This is a genomic window from Citrobacter sp. Cpo100 (assembly GCF_030332595.1).
GTDB lineage: Bacteria > Pseudomonadota > Gammaproteobacteria > Enterobacterales > Enterobacteriaceae > Citrobacter > Citrobacter portucalensis.
The window spans coordinates 1,177,354-1,192,342 of the sequence record NZ_JAOWHM010000037.1; the positions used below are offsets into that span (position 1 = coordinate 1,177,354).

The following is a 14,989-nucleotide window of genomic DNA, read 5'->3' on the forward strand; positions in this document are numbered from 1 at the left end:
CATGAAAAAACAACAGAAGAAACCCGCCACAACGACCGCCAGCGCACCGCAAAAAATGGAGGCATTCACCTTTGGCGAGCCCTCCGCCGTTCTGGATCGCCGCGATATCCTCGATTATGTCGAGTGCATCAATAACGGGAAATGGTACGAGCCGCCGGTCAACTTCTCTGGTCTGGCAAAAAGCCTGCGCGCCGCCGTGCATCACAGCTCGCCGATTTACGTGAAACGAAATATTCTGACGAGCACCTACATCCCGCACCCGCTCCTGTCGCGTCAGGATTTCAGCCGCCTCGTGCTGGATTATCTGGTCTTTGCCAACGGCTATCTTGAGAAACGCATGAGCGTTACCGGCCAGCTTTTAAAGCTGGAAACATCACCCGCTAAATATACCCGCCGTGGTGTCGAAGATGGCGTTTACTGGTACATATCGAGCTTTAACAACCCGCACCAGTTCGCACCCGGCTCGGTATTTCACCTGCTGGAGCCTGATATCAATCAGGAGCTTTACGGCATGCCGGAATACCTGAGCGCACTCAATTCCGCCTGGCTGAATGAATCAGCCACCCTGTTTCGTCGCAAGTATTACCAGAATGGCGCGCACGCGGGTTACATCATGTACGTCACCGACGCGGCACAGAGCAGCACCGACGTCGAGTCGCTGCGCTCTGCAATGCGCGATTCAAAGGGACTCGGGAATTTTAAAAACCTGTTTTTCTACGCGCCCAACGGGAAACCGGATGGCATCAAGATAGTGCCGCTGAGTGAGGTCGCCACAAAAGATGACTTTTTCAATATCAAAAAGGTGAGCGCCGCTGACCTGCTCGATGCGCACCGCGTACCGTTCCAGCTCATGGGCGGCAAGCCGGAAAATATTGGCTCAATGGGGGATGTTGAGAAGGTGGCGCGGGTGTTTGTGCGCAACGAACTGACCCCGCTGCAGGAGCGCTTTAAAGAGATTAACGACTGGCTAGGAATAAAAGTGATCAATTTTAAAAATTACAACTTAAATGAAGATTAAATAAAAATCATCAAGGCTCTAATTATAGAGCCTTGATGTTGGCGTTATATGGGGTTTATTTTCTTATACTTTTAAAAAGAAAATAAGATGGACTTGCTTTAATTCTATCATATTCTGATTTTAGCGCTGTTGCAGCACGGCATGCTTGCACACCTGCTGGAACTAAGGATAACCATGAAAATTTGGAATCTACAAATCCTAACGAAGCCAAGCCCGACTCTATAAAAATATCTTTTATTGCTTTTTTCCTTAAGTCAGTCATTGCCACCTGCACTTCTTTAATACCCTCATCATAAACCCTCTCTCTAAACTCTCGCTCGATATATTCAATTTCACCCCTACCATTTGCGAATTGCATCTTTGCGGCTGTCTGATGCAATACTTTTTTATAGGCATCAAAACTTGGACCGTAATCATTTTTTATATTAGCAATTAAATCCGGTGACACTCCATGAAGAAATGGAGTTTTGATTTCAAGCATTCTTCTTTTTTCAGCCCCATTAGTATTCAGGCTATTCAAAATCCTATTTGTAAATTCGCAAGGATATGCAAGAGATGCCTGAATTTCAGAAGCATAGGACAAGTTCAAACAGAGTGAGGTAAAATGCTCTTTAATAGTTCTGTTCTTAACCCCCGCAACCCAACTGTCAAATTTTAATCTAGAGTCTGGCACTGTGAATTTACGCGTACCTTCTCTGACCTGCTCTAATCCGTTGGAATCGATGTAAGTCTCAGCTGTAGCGAATTGATACCCATTTACATAACTCTCGGTACAACCTTCTATTCTAACGCTGAGCTCACCTGCTATAGACTTGGGAGGAAGGTCTTTCATTAGAATCCCCTCAACCGTCTCTCCAACTCTTGCTACAGGAACAACAGAAATACTTTTCATATAGATGTTTCTTGTGTTGTTAGTAATTCCATCTAACATCACATTCTGGTCTGCAGAATTAACTAACAAAGTTCTTTTTTTCTTCGATTGATAATCTAAAACTTTACTCGGTGAAACGCTTATCGACGCATTACTAAATAGCCGACTGTTAATTTTGATAAATCTTATGAATTTCGCAACATTTTCTTTGGCTGTAATGAAGGGGTCATTGACTGGCTTTATTATTTTGGTGGAAACAGAAAAATCATTTAAATAAAATAACACCTCAATTATTTCATCATTAACTATAACTGAATCCATTGAAAGTAGACCCTTATAGAAAAAATGGATATCCCTTCTATCAGGAAGATATAAATCAAATGAGGAATTTATATTTCTACATTCATTCCGCGCCATTAATTTTGATACAGTTTCTTGATATACCTTTAATAACCCCCAAAAAGCATCATCCTTTAAATTAGCATATTTAGATGAAACATGGATATCGTCATATAACTCAGTATCTAATAATATATCGACAGGATTATAGTACATATGCACCTCTCTCCGAAGGAAATCTATACGTGAAATACTAACATATATAGTAATTGCCATCGTCAACTAATGAAAAATTTGATAGCGGTAAACAAACGCTCACTCGCACAGCCAGCGCGCAATGCTATCCCCGCCACGCCTGCCCGCTTTATGGGTCGGTTTTAATGCAGTTGCACGAACACGCCGGAGGCGCGCCAGCACTGGCGGCGCTCAGATGCGACAGGGGAGGAAAACGCATGCGATTCGATGCAGTAATGCATGCAGGGCTAAAAATGGCAGAAAATACGGAAAAAACGCATAAAAAACTGGCACTCAGGATGCCAGTTTTTTCACGTTACGAAAGGGGGGCATAACTCAAGACTCGCCCATAATGTGAAACAGGAAGAGACTATTTACCTTTAATCTCTTCAATCAATTTATCCATGTCCTTTCTGTCTACTTTATACCAATAAATAGCAGCAAAGATTGCAGATAAGCCCGTCCCTAAATAAAAAAGCGCCTGCCATGCTTCCGCTGGCATCCCCCACCGACTTTTAAAATCGGTTGTTAATATTGCAACAATCAATGTGATAAAGAAACTAGCAGGAGCAGTCCAAACCATATTCTTTTTAGTTCGCTCCCGATCCTTTTCAAGGATGCGAATCAACTTATCCTCACTAACAACTATTACACCCACTTGCAAGTTAGTGGATATATCATCAGGCGAGACAGGTATTGTGGCTAGTTCTATTTTTGGCTTATTCATGATATTTTGACCTTTCGCCAAAATTGAATAACCAGTTCATTAACATCGCCAAGCCTTTTATTTACCATAAGCATATCAATTGTTGTTCTATTCTCGATATTAACAATAGGGTAAAACTCTCTCAGCGCAGAGCCAAGAGGGTTATTCCAGTTATGCAAGGTCATTTTCATAGAGTTTGAGGAAGAGTCTGGTTTAAACGAAACTGATTGAGTGGAACCGCCATCATCATCAAAGGCAATACGAATGGGAAAGTTATATTCATTCTCGTCATCAGATATATTTAATTTAAAATCACATGTTTCACCTTTTGGAATTATAAAAGTATTCGATGAAAGCAGTTTTCTCTGACCGATTATGACGTCTTTAACATATTGCTGTGTCATTTGTACACTCCACTATTTCTCTTTACAACTCACTTGGTTTATCAGCCTGTTGATATTACTCATTTTAATTCTAGGCTTCAAATCACAAAATCATTTCTATCAGGAATCATGTTCATAAATCTAGGCAGCTAACGCCTCGCGCCGCTCGTTGCTCAACCCCGCCAGCGCTGAAAACGAGTTTCAGCGCCAGCAGCGTTTTATGGGTAACGAGGTGGATCCCGGAGCGGTATTGTTGGCGGGAAAGTACCAGGCTGAATCATATCGTTCAAACGCCCGTAATTATCCCTAACAATTTGCGCACACCCGACCAGCTCATCAGGTGTCAGATTCTCATTAACCATTATCGCTGTAGCCGTTGAACTACCGCCATCAGCTTCATACTTTTGTTCTTATGCTGCGGGATTTCGCGGGGTGGTTTATGCATATCATAACCACCCTTTTTGTTTCGCAGATTCAATGAGTTCGCCTGAATAATTCCAGACACCATCCGACGATACTAGCGCGCCATCAGATGCGCCGGTCTCAGGGTCATACATCATCGCTAAACCCTGCGAGTGAAGTACCTCATGGTTAATACGAAAAACCAGCCCACTAACAGCTAACTCATTCCAGCGCATCAACTTACACCCGCTGATAGCTGGCTGTTCTACGAGCTGGATACTCAGTAAAATATAAGGCGCGGCATTATCAACAAACGCCCTCAAACACGTAGCGTCAGTAACTAGCACCACCACTTTTTGCCCTGTGTATCCCCGCTGCGGGTCATACTCCCGTAATATCAACGTATCACCAGCATTATAATCGCGGTCATTTATACGCACTTCAGCACGTTTTTTACCTGCGACTACCGGGGCAAAATATTTCGGATGAATTTTTAAGTCATGTACCTTTGTCATTAGCTCCACTCCATTTCCATTGAATAACCCGGCCACTCATCAGCGACCGCATAACTGAATTTTTTCTCGCCGTATGTCACCGTCGCACCTCGCGCCAGTGCATCAACTTCCCACCGCTCCGGCGTGATGCCGTGCTGTGCAAGGTCAAAATGGATACGCGATATCTGGTCGCACTGTGATTTGGTCAGCCGTGCTGAAGGTGCTAATTCATCCGGCTTTAACGGTGATCGGTTTCTTTGTTGCCTGTTTTGAGGTTTAGCCCCCGCCTTTAGCGCGTCCCTGAGTACCCTCACGGCGTCCGGGTCGCTCCAATCCATAACCCCAGCATCAATGAGATTTAGCACCGCTGCGGCTTGCTCAGACGGTGTGGGCGTCATATCCGTGGCGGTTCCGTTGGCAGGTAACCCACAGTTATTGACAGGACTCCGAGGCGCGGCAGAGCCGCTTTTTAAGGTCAAAGGCTCAACGGCCAAAATCTTTGGAACAATGCGCCATTCGGCTGTACGGGTTACATGTATGCGGCTCGCCCCGAGGTGAGGGGCATAAATGCCGACCACTCTCTCGATATCTTCCTCATATTCGTTGACCTCATCAGTCACCTTACGGGCGACCCTGACGGCCTGCTCATCACGCGGCATGTTTGCCCCGCCCTGCGCGATGATATACAGGTCAAATTCACCTTCATCAGCAGCAGCCCGGACAGCCTCGACTCGGTCGTCAAACTCACTGGCGATACTTACGCCGCGCGGCAGCTTGCGCAGTTCGCGGTAAGCGCCCATTGTCGGCAGGCCAATTGGTTTAAACTGCGGGATGCGCCATGTAGACGCCCATGCAGTCACGGCTGCAGCCGTATCTTTCAGAGGCTTGCCGGTGTCGTGGTCGAGCTGGCCGTCGAGTGCGTAGCCGTCGATATTTTTGGCAATGTATTTAGCGATATAACCCGCCGCACCGCCCTGATTAAGATGACGAGACTCAAAGCGCTGTTTCGCTGCGCCCTTTTCGTGCCCATCCTCTTTAAGGGCATAACGACGCATAATTTCGTTAATAGCTTTACGCTGACCGGGTTTGCAAAACAGCATCATGTGCCAGTGTGGCGTCCCGTCATGGTGCGGTTCGACAACACGCATCCCGTAAACCTCTAAATCGTTATCTTTGAAAGCGGTGCGTATCAGGCTCCAGATTCGGCATAGATAGCGCTGGCCGTCTTTGGGGGTAAATGCGGTTTCATTCCAGCCATGATTGAGCTGCACAGTTTTGTTTTCACCTTTGCCGACCTGTCGGGTCGGGTGATACTTCGATGGCGTGGTCAGCGTGATAAACATCCCCACGTCACCAACGCTGGCCGCGTATCGTTCAATCCCGGCGATAGTGTTCATCAGTTCCATACGCCGTATTTCAGGGTTAGAAATACTCCCCATGACCTTACTGATGAGGTCGATACGTTCGCCGGTGACTTTGTTTTCCAGCTCGCAGGAATTCAGGTATTCGAGATTAGCTAGGCGGCGCGCGTGCACATCGCGGATCGCCATTTTGCTTGCGTAAGGTGAGCGGTCTTTGTTGACCTCACCGGCCGCAATAAGCAGCGCCTCGCGCCAGCGCATCCGCTGCGCCTTGAGCTGGCTGACCCACCACTCATCTTTTATCAGACGGGAAATAGCAGAAAATGCCATGCGGATCGTCATCTGACCCTTACGGTATTTTTTCCAGTACATCGGGGTGAAGTTAAAAGCGCGAGCAATACCGGCCACCTGACCGTATAAATGCGCCTGCGCCTCATCGGTGAATAAAGTTTCTTTCCCGCCGTGCGCCTCCTCCCATGCGTCGCTTAACTCCTCGTATTTGCTCCAGAGTTGAGAAGCAATTCTGGCCGCAAACTTCTTAAGCTCTTTGTCATTCATATCCGGCAGGCGCACATACTGGTCACGCTCGGACAAAAAACCAATCGAGGCGGATTCATTCATCCCGCACAGCTCATTAACACGCTCAAGACGCGGCAGCAGCTTGCGCTCAAACGTGTTTTTGAGGAAATACAGCCCACCCAAAGGGCTCTTTGTGCGGCGGATGAAGTTATAACGCGAGGTAAACAACGTTTGCAGGAAAAACGGCAGGCGATCAATCCGGTTTAAAACACCTTGCACCTGACGGAGTTCGGCACGTGTAAGGGGTCTGTCGCGGCCAACTGCCTCGCGGGATTTATTCCACGGATAAGCACCAACGAAATTATCACCGGTGCTTTTGGGTAGTGGCGGAGGTGGCGAGGGGGCAACGCGCCCCCGAGTTTCAACGGCCATCTGCAGCAAACGCAGTCTGACATTGCTGACCAATGCGCTCGACCTGCTCGCCAATGTCCGCAAAACTAGCCGCCTCACCGGTCAGAATGCCATGTAATATCAGACCAGATACGAGTCTGGAAATTGTTGGATAATAACCAATAACACCGAGCCACTCTTTACCGGCGCTCTTTCCTGATTTTGCGGTTTTCTTTTCCTGCAAAATAAATTGAAACTGGTCACTAGTGACGACGAAACGGTCGCCCACCTCAATATAAATTGACATTATTTACCACCTTTCCGATTTAATTTTTTTAGCTCACACGCGCAATATGTGGATTGTTCAGCCATGAATTTCATTAATTCATCCGCCGTGGTTATTTTCTTGCGATAAATAGCACGCTTGACAATTAAGTCGACAACATCAGAAAACAGATTTAACTCATTCGAATAAATAGCGATAACTGACCCAACCATCAAGCCAGATTCTTTATCGCTTTTGAGGTCAGACAGAGATAAATCACCATTTTTGAGAACGGCAACTTTTAACCAGCCATTGAGAATCACAGATTTCAGCACCGACATTAAACAGCCTCCCCACGGGCGAGACCTGCGTTATGAAGTACCGTTGATTCCTGGCTGAGTAACTCGACAATCTCAACACGCCCCAACTCCTGCGTAACGATATGTTGAATCAGTTTATCCAGATGAGATGAGAATATAGTCGCCGCGTCGGCCTGCGCTTCTGCTCTGGCCTGCTGAAGCAATAAAGAAAAATTGCTGCTTTGCTTTTCCGTTCCTGTAAGCATGACTTTCTCCAGACAAAAAGAAGTCCCGCACAATCAAGTGCGTTTAAAATTCGTATTATTTAATTAATGCAAATATTGCTCAGGCTTTACCGATGTTAATATCGTCGGAGCATACTCAAACAGGCTAAATAACTCACGCAAAGCACGAAATAATCTTTCACGCCAATAACATGATTCTTCATTAATACGCCAGTAAGGCTGATTAAATTCAACCTCACTTAACCCCGCGTGTAAAAATAAAGAGCGTCGCTGACCTACTGTTAGAAAGCTAATATATGCAGACTCACTTGAGCCAACCTGACGACGTTTTGAAAATGCAGCACGTAGCTCGTCGATAGCGCACACCAGACGCTCCCGGTCTACATCGTTCATTTCCTCAAGACGCATCGTCGCATGACGCTGTTTTAATTGAGCATGAAAACAGACCGTCAGGCGGTCGCGTTCCATCATTTGATTATAGAAATCGCAGCTATCATGCCAGCGCGGCTCCGCCAGATGTTTTCCGATAACGTGGCGCAGGGATTGTGGCTGTTTTTGAACTAACGCAAGAGTCATTACCGCCATAACGTTAACCCTCTGGATTTAATGAAGCGTTTAGCCATGGCAAAAAATCCCGACTTACGGGTGCGGATGATGATGCCTTTCCGTCCCTTACCATGAGTAATCTTGAGCGTAATCGGGCGTGGGCTTTCGCTACGCAGTAACTGAGCAATGCAACGAGGTTCATTCATGAGTTTTCCCCTAAGCAACCGCGCGGCCATGAGCCGACTTGCTGTAACTAATACGGTTTTTCCAGTCATGCCACTCGGTTGGAGCATCCTGCACCAATTGCGCAGCATATTTATCCCACTCACGGCGGTTTACCCACAACTCAGCTTTGCCACCTGGCTTTAAAGGATCCGTCATGTAAAAAGCAGGCAATTTGCCAGACCTTGCCATTTCAGCCACAGCACGAGGAGTTTTGCCTATATAGAGGGCAAAACCTTCTTTCGATAAAAGGTCTGATGGTTTATCAGCTAGCTGTAATGAAACGCGCCCTTTTTTCTGATCGGACACATCCTGTCTATACTCATCATTAATTTCTGATTCACTATTCAATTTGATATCCTCACATTGGCATCAGCGAACTAGAGTGACCTAGAGTCACTTAGAGCTGATAAATCATATCAACTCACAAAAATAATACGAGGTTAGACAATTCATGTCAACGCAGACAAGCGAGCGATTAAAGCTCATCCGTGAATCTGAGCGCCTGAAAATGAAGGAAGCGGCTGAATTAGCTGGCATCAATTACACCACGTACGCAGGTTATGAATCAGGTAAGGCCATGATGTCTCTGGAAAATGCCAAGAAGTTTTTTAAGGTTCAGAGGTTCAGAAAATATCGCGATTGGTTCATGTTTGATGAGATTGATCCCGAAGCCGGACAGATAGCTCCGGCACTCGCACACTCTGGGCAAGATTTAACAACCTCGCAGCACTCAGGCCAAAAGACTGGTTAACCATTCACCGCGCACATGTTTATTACAAAGTTTGTTTACTTGTTAACAAGTATGGCGAGCAACGTAACCACTGGAGACTAAAACCGCAAAAAGTAGCGTCAAAGATACAAAAGAAGAATTTATACACCGCATGGAGAATCTTATGAGCATTAAGAAACTCGATGACGGTCGATATGAAGTGGACGTAAGGCCGCAGGGTGCAGACGGAAAACGCATCCGGCGCAAATTTAACACAAAGGGCGAGGCGCAAGCCTTTGAACGCCATGTACTGGTTAATTTTCACAATAAAGAGTGGATTGAAAAACCAGCAGACCGAAGAAGAATTACCGAACTTTTAGAACGTTGGTGGATATATCACGGCAAGATGCACCCCCGCGGGGATATCGAAAGGGGTCGACTTACAACAATAGCAGCAAAGTTTGAGGAAATGGGTATAACCAGAGCTGATCAACTTACCAAAAAATCGATAACCGATTACCGGGTGTTGATGATGAATGAGGGGTTGAAACCTGCCAGTGTAAACCGACATATGGCAATGATGAGCGGCGTATTCACAAAACTGATTGATGCTGAGGAATACAACTGCCCTAATCCATTCAGGGATATCAAGCGGTTGAAAGAGGCTTCTTTCGAAATGGCTTTTTTGTCAGGCGAGGAAATTGAAGCACTGTTAGCCCGCCTGGATGGCGACGAGCGCAGCGCCGTTCTAGTTTGTTTGTCAACCGGCGGCAGGTGGGGTGAGGTTTCTGACTTAAAAGCCGAGCACATCATAAATCAGATGGTTACATTCATGAAAACCAAAAACGGGAAGCGCAGGACAATCCCCCTTTCGCTTGACCTAATAAAGCGAATCAAGAAGAAAAACTCAGGCAGGCTCTTTAACGCCAGTTACTACAAAGTACGTACCGCCTTAAAAGAGGTTAAACCCGATTTACCAGATGGACAGGCCGTACATGTTTTGAGACACACATTTGCCACACATTTTATAATGAATGGAGGTAACATAATCACATTGCAGCGCATATTGGGTCATTCAAACATACAGCAAACTATGACCTACGCACATTTCGCGCCGGATTTCCTGCAAGATGCAGTGACACTAAATCCGGTGTCTGGAATGTCCATAATGCGTCCATAAACCAGAGCTACTTAGAGCGAATTAGAGCGATATGAGTAATTTAAATCACTGTAATACAACAGAAAACCCCGCTGCATCGGGGGCTACCAAGTCAGTTATTGGTCGCATTCACTCCTTTGAATCCTGTGGCACTGTTGATGGCCCGGGCATCCGCTTTATTACCTTCTTTCAGGGCTGCCTGATGCGCTGCCTGTATTGCCATAACCGTGACACGTGGGATACACACGGCGGTAAAGAAGTCACCGTCGACGAATTAATGAAAGAGGTGGTGACCTATCGCCACTTTATGAACGCATCCGGCGGCGGCGTGACGGCGTCTGGCGGCGAAGCTATCCTGCAAGCTGAATTCGTACGTGACTGGTTCCGCGCCTGTAAAAAAGAAGGAATTCATACCTGTCTGGATACCAACGGTTTTGTTCGCCGCTACGATCCGGTGATCGATGAGCTGCTGGAAGTCACCGACCTGGTCATGCTCGATCTCAAACAGATGAACGATGAAATCCATCAGAATCTGGTCGGCGTATCTAACCATCGTACGCTGGAGTTCGCGCGTTACCTGTCAAACAAAGACATCAAAGTGTGGATCCGCTATGTTGTCGTACCTGGCTGGTCTGATGACGATGACTCCGCACACCGCCTCGGCGAATTTACCCGCGATATGGGTAACGTTGAAAAAATCGAGCTGCTGCCTTACCACGAGCTGGGCAAACACAAATGGGTGGCAATGGGCGAAGAGTACAAACTGGATGGCGTCAAACCACCGAAGAAAGAGACCATGGAGCGCGTGAAGGGCATTCTCGAGCAATATGGACATAAAGTGATGTATTGAGTTTTAGCCACCACGAAACGGCTGCCCTGAACGGCAGCCGTTTTGCTATCTAAGCGACAACCACTCGAATTAAAGGAAAGGACGCCATGCGGTTATTCATTTCTGGCATGTTGCTGTTATCTGTCCAATACGTAAATGCCGCCAGCAACTGTGATATCAACGCCATTGTGCAACATGCGTGGCCAGATGCAAAACCGACAGCGGAAGGCAAGCTACTCACACAACATAATCAGGTTATCGATATCACAGGTAACTCACCGCAAAGCGCAATTTGCCGTGTCTGGCCAGCCCACCCGGAACTGACCCTAGCGGCGATTCCGCTGATGGCACAACAATATAGCGATTACGATCGCATTGGCGATCTGGAGCTTCTGGTACTGGATTCCAAAAACCTCGACGTAAAACAGCGGCTACGCCTGTCCGAACGTATGAATGACGATGCCATTCAAATTACCGGTCTGGCGCTGGATACTGCGCGCTGGAAAGTTACCCCAGATCAGACCGCATTTGGCTTACGAGTCGCCCGCACCGGCAGTTCCCGTGTAAATCCTTTTAGTGAAGATGCGCTATCGCTGTTTGTTATTGAAAATAATCAACTACGGGCGGTATTAAACGGAATCGTACTTGAGAATAGCACCGGTGAATGGGACGGGAACTGTGTGGGAACATTCCACGATATTAAACGCACCCTTGCCCTTGCGCCTGATTCACATAATGGATACTTCGATATTCGGGTAAACGAGAAAAACGTGGAATCAACGGCCTATACAGACGCCAACGAGCAATGCGCATCAAAGGATAAACCGGGGAAAGCCAGTTGGGTACTGCGTTATGATGGCAAACAGTATGCCATCCCAAAAGAACTGTCCCCGTTGTTTTGAGAGGCAAAGCAGGAGATAGCATCACTATCTCCTGCTCTTCTGCCACACTTGTCTTTAGCGTCCTCTTCTCGCCAGTAGCGGGAAAATCAATCCCAGTCCAACCAGCACAAATGGCGTCACGATATTCAGCGTGAGCTGGAATGTCCACTCAGGGGTAAAGGCTTCCATTTTCGGGAAAATCCCGGTCAGACAGGCAAATGCGGTAAAGGCAAAGCACCAGATCCCCACGGTCATCGCAAGCGAGCGGTTGCGAATAAAGACATATTCCGATTTATATTTTTGCGCCAGGCGAATAACGGCAATGAACGCCACAAACACCCATAAATAACGCAATGGCATCACGACAGAGTTAAGATTCAATAGCCATTTATACAGGTTGTTCATGTCGCCAATTCCCAGTGTTGGCAACATAATCAGAATCGCCACCAGCACCAGCGTCAGAATATAACCATTTACCGGCGTACCGGAAGCGTTGGTTTTACACAGGCTCTCGGGAATATATTTACGATCAGCATCACCCAGCAGAACTTTAAGCGGTGCATCAATAGAAAATACCAATGCCGCAATCTGTCCCAGCGTATTGGCAATCGCGTAAATAACCATCAGCGAATTACCCATACCATAATACTCACCCAATTTCTGGAAGGCGTAATATTGACCATTCGTCATCAGGTCATCTGGAATATGCCGGGAGTCAAACATCATTCCCATAGCCAGCGACCCGAGAATCGCGCATACCGCTACCATAACAGCCAGAACGAGCATCCCTTTTGGAAATTCTTTGCCCGGATTACGTGTCTGATTAACGTATGGCGAAATTTTCTCCGCACCGCCCACGGCAAAGACCAGCATGGAGATCGTGGTAATGTAGGTAAAATCGATGTGCGGGATAAACGATTCCCAGGTGATATTGGTTGTCGCTATTTGCACATCCGTAATTGCAGGCGCGGTTACCGCCATCACGACATACAAAATGGACATCACAAACATCGCGATGCCAGCAACTGACCCAACAATTTTCAGCGACTTCATGCCACGGGACGCAACCCACATGAAAAAGACAAACAGCGCCAGCGTCAGCCCCTGCAACGCCACGACGGTGTACTCTTTAATCAACGAACCATCGCCCTTCAGCGCCCATCCCAGCGCAATCAGAATAGCCTGCGGTTTTTGCGCCAGATAAGGTATATGAACAACCCAATAGGTCCAGGCAGCAAGATAGGCCAACCCTGGCCCCATGGTATGTTTAATCCAGGTACTGACGCCGCCTTTACCCTCTTTAAAGGTTGAGCCAAGCTGCCCGACGATCAACGCGTAAGGAATAAAATAGAGCGCGAAAATAAATATCCAGGAGGAGACAACAACCAATCCCTGATTAGCATAGTTGTTGACGACGTTACCAAAACCCCAGACGGTAATAAATGACATTAATGCAATGTTGTACCATCGCAATTGTTTTTCCTGCACACCAGCCATACGCAATCCCTTGTGGAAGCTTTTTGATTATCAATATATGAGGCGTGGGATTATGCGCGGTAAAATGAGCGAGCGGAAACGGCAGGATGTAAAACTATAACCTTCTGCACACTTTATTTTCAGGACAGACGTGTGCGATTAAATAATGCAGGTTCCCATAAAGCATACATAAACAGTATGTATGGGAACCTGTTCATATTCTGTTAAATCAGGTCAAATGTGCGCAATAGAATTGGGCGTATGGCCCGTCTTACGCAGCAGCATTAGTAAATAAATAAACGATACGCTGGCGATCATGATAAACAGCAAGCTATCTGAATAATTCTGCATCAGCATCGCAGTAAACGAAGGTCCCAGCAGACTGCCCACGGTATAGCTCAATAGCAATGCCTGATTCATGGCGACCAACTGATGATGTTCCACCTTTTCACAGGCCCAGGCCATCGCGACCGGATAGAGGGTAAAGCCTGCCGCACCCAACATAAACAACGCGGGCGCCATCGCCGCCTGGTTCAGCATGGCGATACTCCCGACGATCACCACGAAGACCTGGACGCGTAAAACCAGCAGACGTCCCAGCTTATCCGCCAGACGGCCAATCGGCCATTGCCCCAGAATACCGGCACTTACCAGAACCGCCATCCAGAAACCAATGCTGGCGTTGCTCACCCCCTGATGGTTGAGATACAGCGGCATCAGGCCATACAAAGACCCCAGCACGATCCCGGAAATAATGCAGCCATTAACGCCCAGGCGCGCCTGACGCAACCTCAGCATGGAGACAATAGGCGTAGACTGCTGTTCATCGCCCTGCTGATTAGCAATGCGCGTAAAGAGCAGTGGCAAAACACCCGCCAGGATAGTACCCGTCACCCACGGCAGGACGTTCATCAATTCTGTTGATACTTTACTAACCAGCAGTTGGCCTAAAAACGTTCCCACGTAATAGATCATCATATAGGCGGCAAGTAACCGTCCGCGATTACGTGACGTCCCGCTGCACATCAGCGCGCTTTCCACGACCACCCAGATCATGGCGCAGCCAACACCGGCGATAAAACGCCATGTCATCCAGCTCCAGAATCCCACCATAATCCCCAGCCCGACACAGCCCGCGGCAAAAATAAGCGAGGCGATGTAATAGCTGCGGTTAAAACCAAGGTGTTTTATTAAATACCCTGTCAGCAACGTCCCTACCAGATTACCGGTAAAGTAAGACGAGCTCACCACGCCTACCTGCCAGGTAGGCAGATTTTCATGGGCGAGCCAAAGCGGGACGAGCGTGTTTAACACGGCGATCGCCAGGGTCAACAGAAGTAGCCCGCACAGCAATAGCATGACGGGACGGGTATAGGTGGACATGAATAAAAACCGTGAGGAAGTTCAAATTTCATGCGCATCATGCCACTGCTAAAAACATTGTCAATCGGCGGAATCAGAGGGCTGAGGCGCTTTCTGGTCGATCGATTTGCATTACTGATTCTTAATGTGAATAGATAAAAAAAACAAAAACACATCTGCTTGTTTTTATTGATCTAAAACAAAAATCTCGCGTTACGTTCAGTCGAAAAATTTCATGGACTCCCCTTACTTTTATTTCTTACTAAACTCTATGCG

General features: G+C 47.1%; 18 protein-coding genes and 1 pseudogene. 5 read left to right on the plus strand and 14 right to left on the minus strand.

All coding sequences use genetic code 11. The annotated features are described in order from the left end of the window. The first annotated feature begins 1 nt into the window (after position 1). The gene (locus OGX96_RS21390) at positions 2-1,018 is read left to right on the plus strand and encodes a phage portal protein (RefSeq protein WP_286584186.1); all 1,017 of its coding nucleotides are present in this window, start codon (positions 2-4) and stop codon (positions 1,016-1,018) included. 55 nt (positions 1,019-1,073) lie between these two features. Here the strand turns inward: OGX96_RS21390 and OGX96_RS21395 are convergent, their stop codons facing one another. The 12 genes and pseudogenes from OGX96_RS21395 to OGX96_RS21450 form a co-directional block, all read right to left on the minus strand. Then, positions 1,074-2,444: a hypothetical protein gene (locus OGX96_RS21395; RefSeq protein WP_286584187.1), complete on the minus strand. Its 1,371-nt coding sequence runs from the start codon at positions 2,442-2,444 to the stop codon at positions 1,074-1,076. Between the two features lie 388 nt (positions 2,445-2,832). Beyond that, entirely contained in the window at positions 2,833-3,189 is a 357-nt protein-coding gene (locus OGX96_RS21400) for a hypothetical protein (RefSeq protein ID WP_127791916.1), read from the minus strand. After that, entirely contained in the window at positions 3,186-3,572 is a 387-nt protein-coding gene (locus tag OGX96_RS21405) for a DUF6864 domain-containing function (protein ID WP_286584188.1), read from the minus strand. The genes OGX96_RS21400 and OGX96_RS21405 overlap by 4 nt, the downstream gene beginning before the upstream one ends. A 197-nt stretch (positions 3,573-3,769) precedes the next feature. Next, positions 3,770-3,996, minus strand: a pseudogene (locus OGX96_RS21410) (hypothetical protein). A gap of 1 nt (position 3,997) precedes the next feature. Continuing rightward, positions 3,998-4,468 carry a DUF3850 domain-containing protein gene (locus tag OGX96_RS21415; protein ID WP_127791860.1) on the minus strand — a complete coding sequence of 157 codons (471 nt, stop codon included), beginning with the start codon at positions 4,466-4,468 and terminating at the stop codon, positions 3,998-4,000. Further along, positions 4,468-6,759: a replication endonuclease gene (locus OGX96_RS21420; protein ID WP_286584227.1), complete on the minus strand. Its 2,292-nt coding sequence runs from the start codon at positions 6,757-6,759 to the stop codon at positions 4,468-4,470. The genes OGX96_RS21415 and OGX96_RS21420 overlap by 1 nt, the downstream gene beginning before the upstream one ends. Then, entirely contained in the window at positions 6,749-7,024 is a 276-nt protein-coding gene (locus OGX96_RS21425; RefSeq protein ID WP_044701626.1) for a DUF5405 family protein, read from the minus strand. The genes OGX96_RS21420 and OGX96_RS21425 overlap by 11 nt, the downstream gene beginning before the upstream one ends. Then, on the minus strand, positions 7,024-7,323 hold the full coding sequence (locus OGX96_RS21430) for a DUF5405 family protein (RefSeq protein ID WP_044701628.1): 300 nt from the start codon (positions 7,321-7,323) through the stop codon (positions 7,024-7,026). Before OGX96_RS21430 ends, OGX96_RS21425 begins: the two co-directional genes overlap by 1 nt. Then, a complete protein-coding gene (locus OGX96_RS21435; protein WP_044701629.1) occupies positions 7,323-7,547 on the minus strand; it encodes a DUF2732 family protein in 225 nt (74 codons plus the stop codon). Before OGX96_RS21435 ends, OGX96_RS21430 begins: the two co-directional genes overlap by 1 nt. Positions 7,548-7,610: 63 nt before the next feature. Continuing rightward, complete coding sequence (gene repB, locus OGX96_RS21440) at positions 7,611-8,111, minus strand: phage replication protein B (protein ID WP_044701632.1); 501 nt, start codon at positions 8,109-8,111, stop codon at positions 7,611-7,613. After that, positions 8,102-8,278 (minus strand): hypothetical protein, encoded by a 177-nt coding sequence (locus tag OGX96_RS21445; RefSeq protein ID WP_164845066.1) that lies wholly within the window; start codon positions 8,276-8,278, stop codon positions 8,102-8,104. Before OGX96_RS21445 ends, repB begins: the two co-directional genes overlap by 10 nt. Positions 8,279-8,288: 10 nt before the next feature. Beyond that, entirely contained in the window at positions 8,289-8,603 is a 315-nt protein-coding gene (locus OGX96_RS21450) for a Cox family DNA-binding protein (RefSeq protein WP_369700914.1), read from the minus strand. Between the two features lie 145 nt (positions 8,604-8,748). On the opposite strand from OGX96_RS21450, the gene OGX96_RS21455 reads away from it, so the two are divergent. The 4 genes from OGX96_RS21455 (at position 8,749) to OGX96_RS21470 (ending at position 11,896) form a co-directional block, all read left to right on the plus strand. Continuing rightward, positions 8,749-9,048 (plus strand): helix-turn-helix domain-containing protein, encoded by a 300-nt coding sequence (locus OGX96_RS21455; RefSeq protein ID WP_040090132.1) that lies wholly within the window; start codon positions 8,749-8,751, stop codon positions 9,046-9,048. Between the two features lie 142 nt (positions 9,049-9,190). Further along, complete coding sequence (locus tag OGX96_RS21460) at positions 9,191-10,186, plus strand: phage integrase (RefSeq protein WP_032942833.1); 996 nt, start codon at positions 9,191-9,193, stop codon at positions 10,184-10,186. 31 nt (positions 10,187-10,217) lie between these two features. Next, positions 10,218-11,015: a pyruvate formate lyase 1-activating protein gene (pflA, locus tag OGX96_RS21465; RefSeq protein WP_044701640.1), complete on the plus strand. Its 798-nt coding sequence runs from the start codon at positions 10,218-10,220 to the stop codon at positions 11,013-11,015. Positions 11,016-11,101: 86 nt separating this feature from the next. After that, positions 11,102-11,896, plus strand: coding sequence for a PA3715 family protein (locus OGX96_RS21470; RefSeq protein ID WP_286584189.1), 795 nt, complete (start codon positions 11,102-11,104; stop codon positions 11,894-11,896). A 54-nt stretch (positions 11,897-11,950) separates the two neighbouring features. Here OGX96_RS21470 and OGX96_RS21475 read toward each other — a convergent pair whose 3' ends face one another. Together OGX96_RS21475 and OGX96_RS21480 are read right to left on the minus strand one after the other, a co-directional pair. Then, positions 11,951-13,372, minus strand: a complete 1,422-nt coding sequence (locus tag OGX96_RS21475) for an amino acid permease (RefSeq protein WP_003035749.1) — start codon at positions 13,370-13,372, stop codon at positions 11,951-11,953. A 213-nt stretch (positions 13,373-13,585) separates the two neighbouring features. Further along, positions 13,586-14,734, minus strand: coding sequence for an MFS transporter (locus OGX96_RS21480; RefSeq protein WP_003831907.1), 1,149 nt, complete (start codon positions 14,732-14,734; stop codon positions 13,586-13,588). Positions 14,735-14,989: the final 255 nt, after the last annotated feature.

Excerpts from the sequence above, each read along its gene's own strand:
- OGX96_RS21390 (WP_286584186.1), top strand. The coding sequence starts at position 2 with ATGAAAAAACAACAGAAGAAACCCGCCACAACGACCGCCAGCGCACCG.
- OGX96_RS21395 (WP_286584187.1), bottom strand. The coding sequence starts at position 2,444 with ATGTACTATAATCCTGTCGATATATTATTAGATACTGAGTTATATGAC.
- OGX96_RS21400 (WP_127791916.1), bottom strand. The coding sequence starts at position 3,189 with ATGAATAAGCCAAAAATAGAACTAGCCACAATACCTGTCTCGCCTGAT.
- OGX96_RS21405 (WP_286584188.1), bottom strand. The coding sequence starts at position 3,572 with ATGACACAGCAATATGTTAAAGACGTCATAATCGGTCAGAGAAAACTG.
- OGX96_RS21415 (WP_127791860.1), bottom strand. The coding sequence starts at position 4,468 with ATGACAAAGGTACATGACTTAAAAATTCATCCGAAATATTTTGCCCCG.
- OGX96_RS21420 (WP_286584227.1), bottom strand. The coding sequence starts at position 6,759 with ATGGCCGTTGAAACTCGGGGGCGCGTTGCCCCCTCGCCACCTCCGCCA.
- OGX96_RS21425 (WP_044701626.1), bottom strand. The coding sequence starts at position 7,024 with ATGTCAATTTATATTGAGGTGGGCGACCGTTTCGTCGTCACTAGTGAC.
- OGX96_RS21430 (WP_044701628.1), bottom strand. The coding sequence starts at position 7,323 with ATGTCGGTGCTGAAATCTGTGATTCTCAATGGCTGGTTAAAAGTTGCC.
- OGX96_RS21435 (WP_044701629.1), bottom strand. The coding sequence starts at position 7,547 with ATGCTTACAGGAACGGAAAAGCAAAGCAGCAATTTTTCTTTATTGCTT.
- repB (WP_044701632.1), bottom strand. The coding sequence starts at position 8,111 with ATGGCGGTAATGACTCTTGCGTTAGTTCAAAAACAGCCACAATCCCTG.
- OGX96_RS21445 (WP_164845066.1), bottom strand. The coding sequence starts at position 8,278 with ATGAATGAACCTCGTTGCATTGCTCAGTTACTGCGTAGCGAAAGCCCA.
- OGX96_RS21455 (WP_040090132.1), top strand. The coding sequence starts at position 8,749 with ATGTCAACGCAGACAAGCGAGCGATTAAAGCTCATCCGTGAATCTGAG.
- OGX96_RS21460 (WP_032942833.1), top strand. The coding sequence starts at position 9,191 with ATGAGCATTAAGAAACTCGATGACGGTCGATATGAAGTGGACGTAAGG.
- pflA (WP_044701640.1), top strand. The coding sequence starts at position 10,218 with ATGAGTAATTTAAATCACTGTAATACAACAGAAAACCCCGCTGCATCG.
- OGX96_RS21470 (WP_286584189.1), top strand. The coding sequence starts at position 11,102 with ATGCGGTTATTCATTTCTGGCATGTTGCTGTTATCTGTCCAATACGTA.
- OGX96_RS21475 (WP_003035749.1), bottom strand. The coding sequence starts at position 13,372 with ATGGCTGGTGTGCAGGAAAAACAATTGCGATGGTACAACATTGCATTA.
- OGX96_RS21480 (WP_003831907.1), bottom strand. The coding sequence starts at position 14,734 with ATGTCCACCTATACCCGTCCCGTCATGCTATTGCTGTGCGGGCTACTT.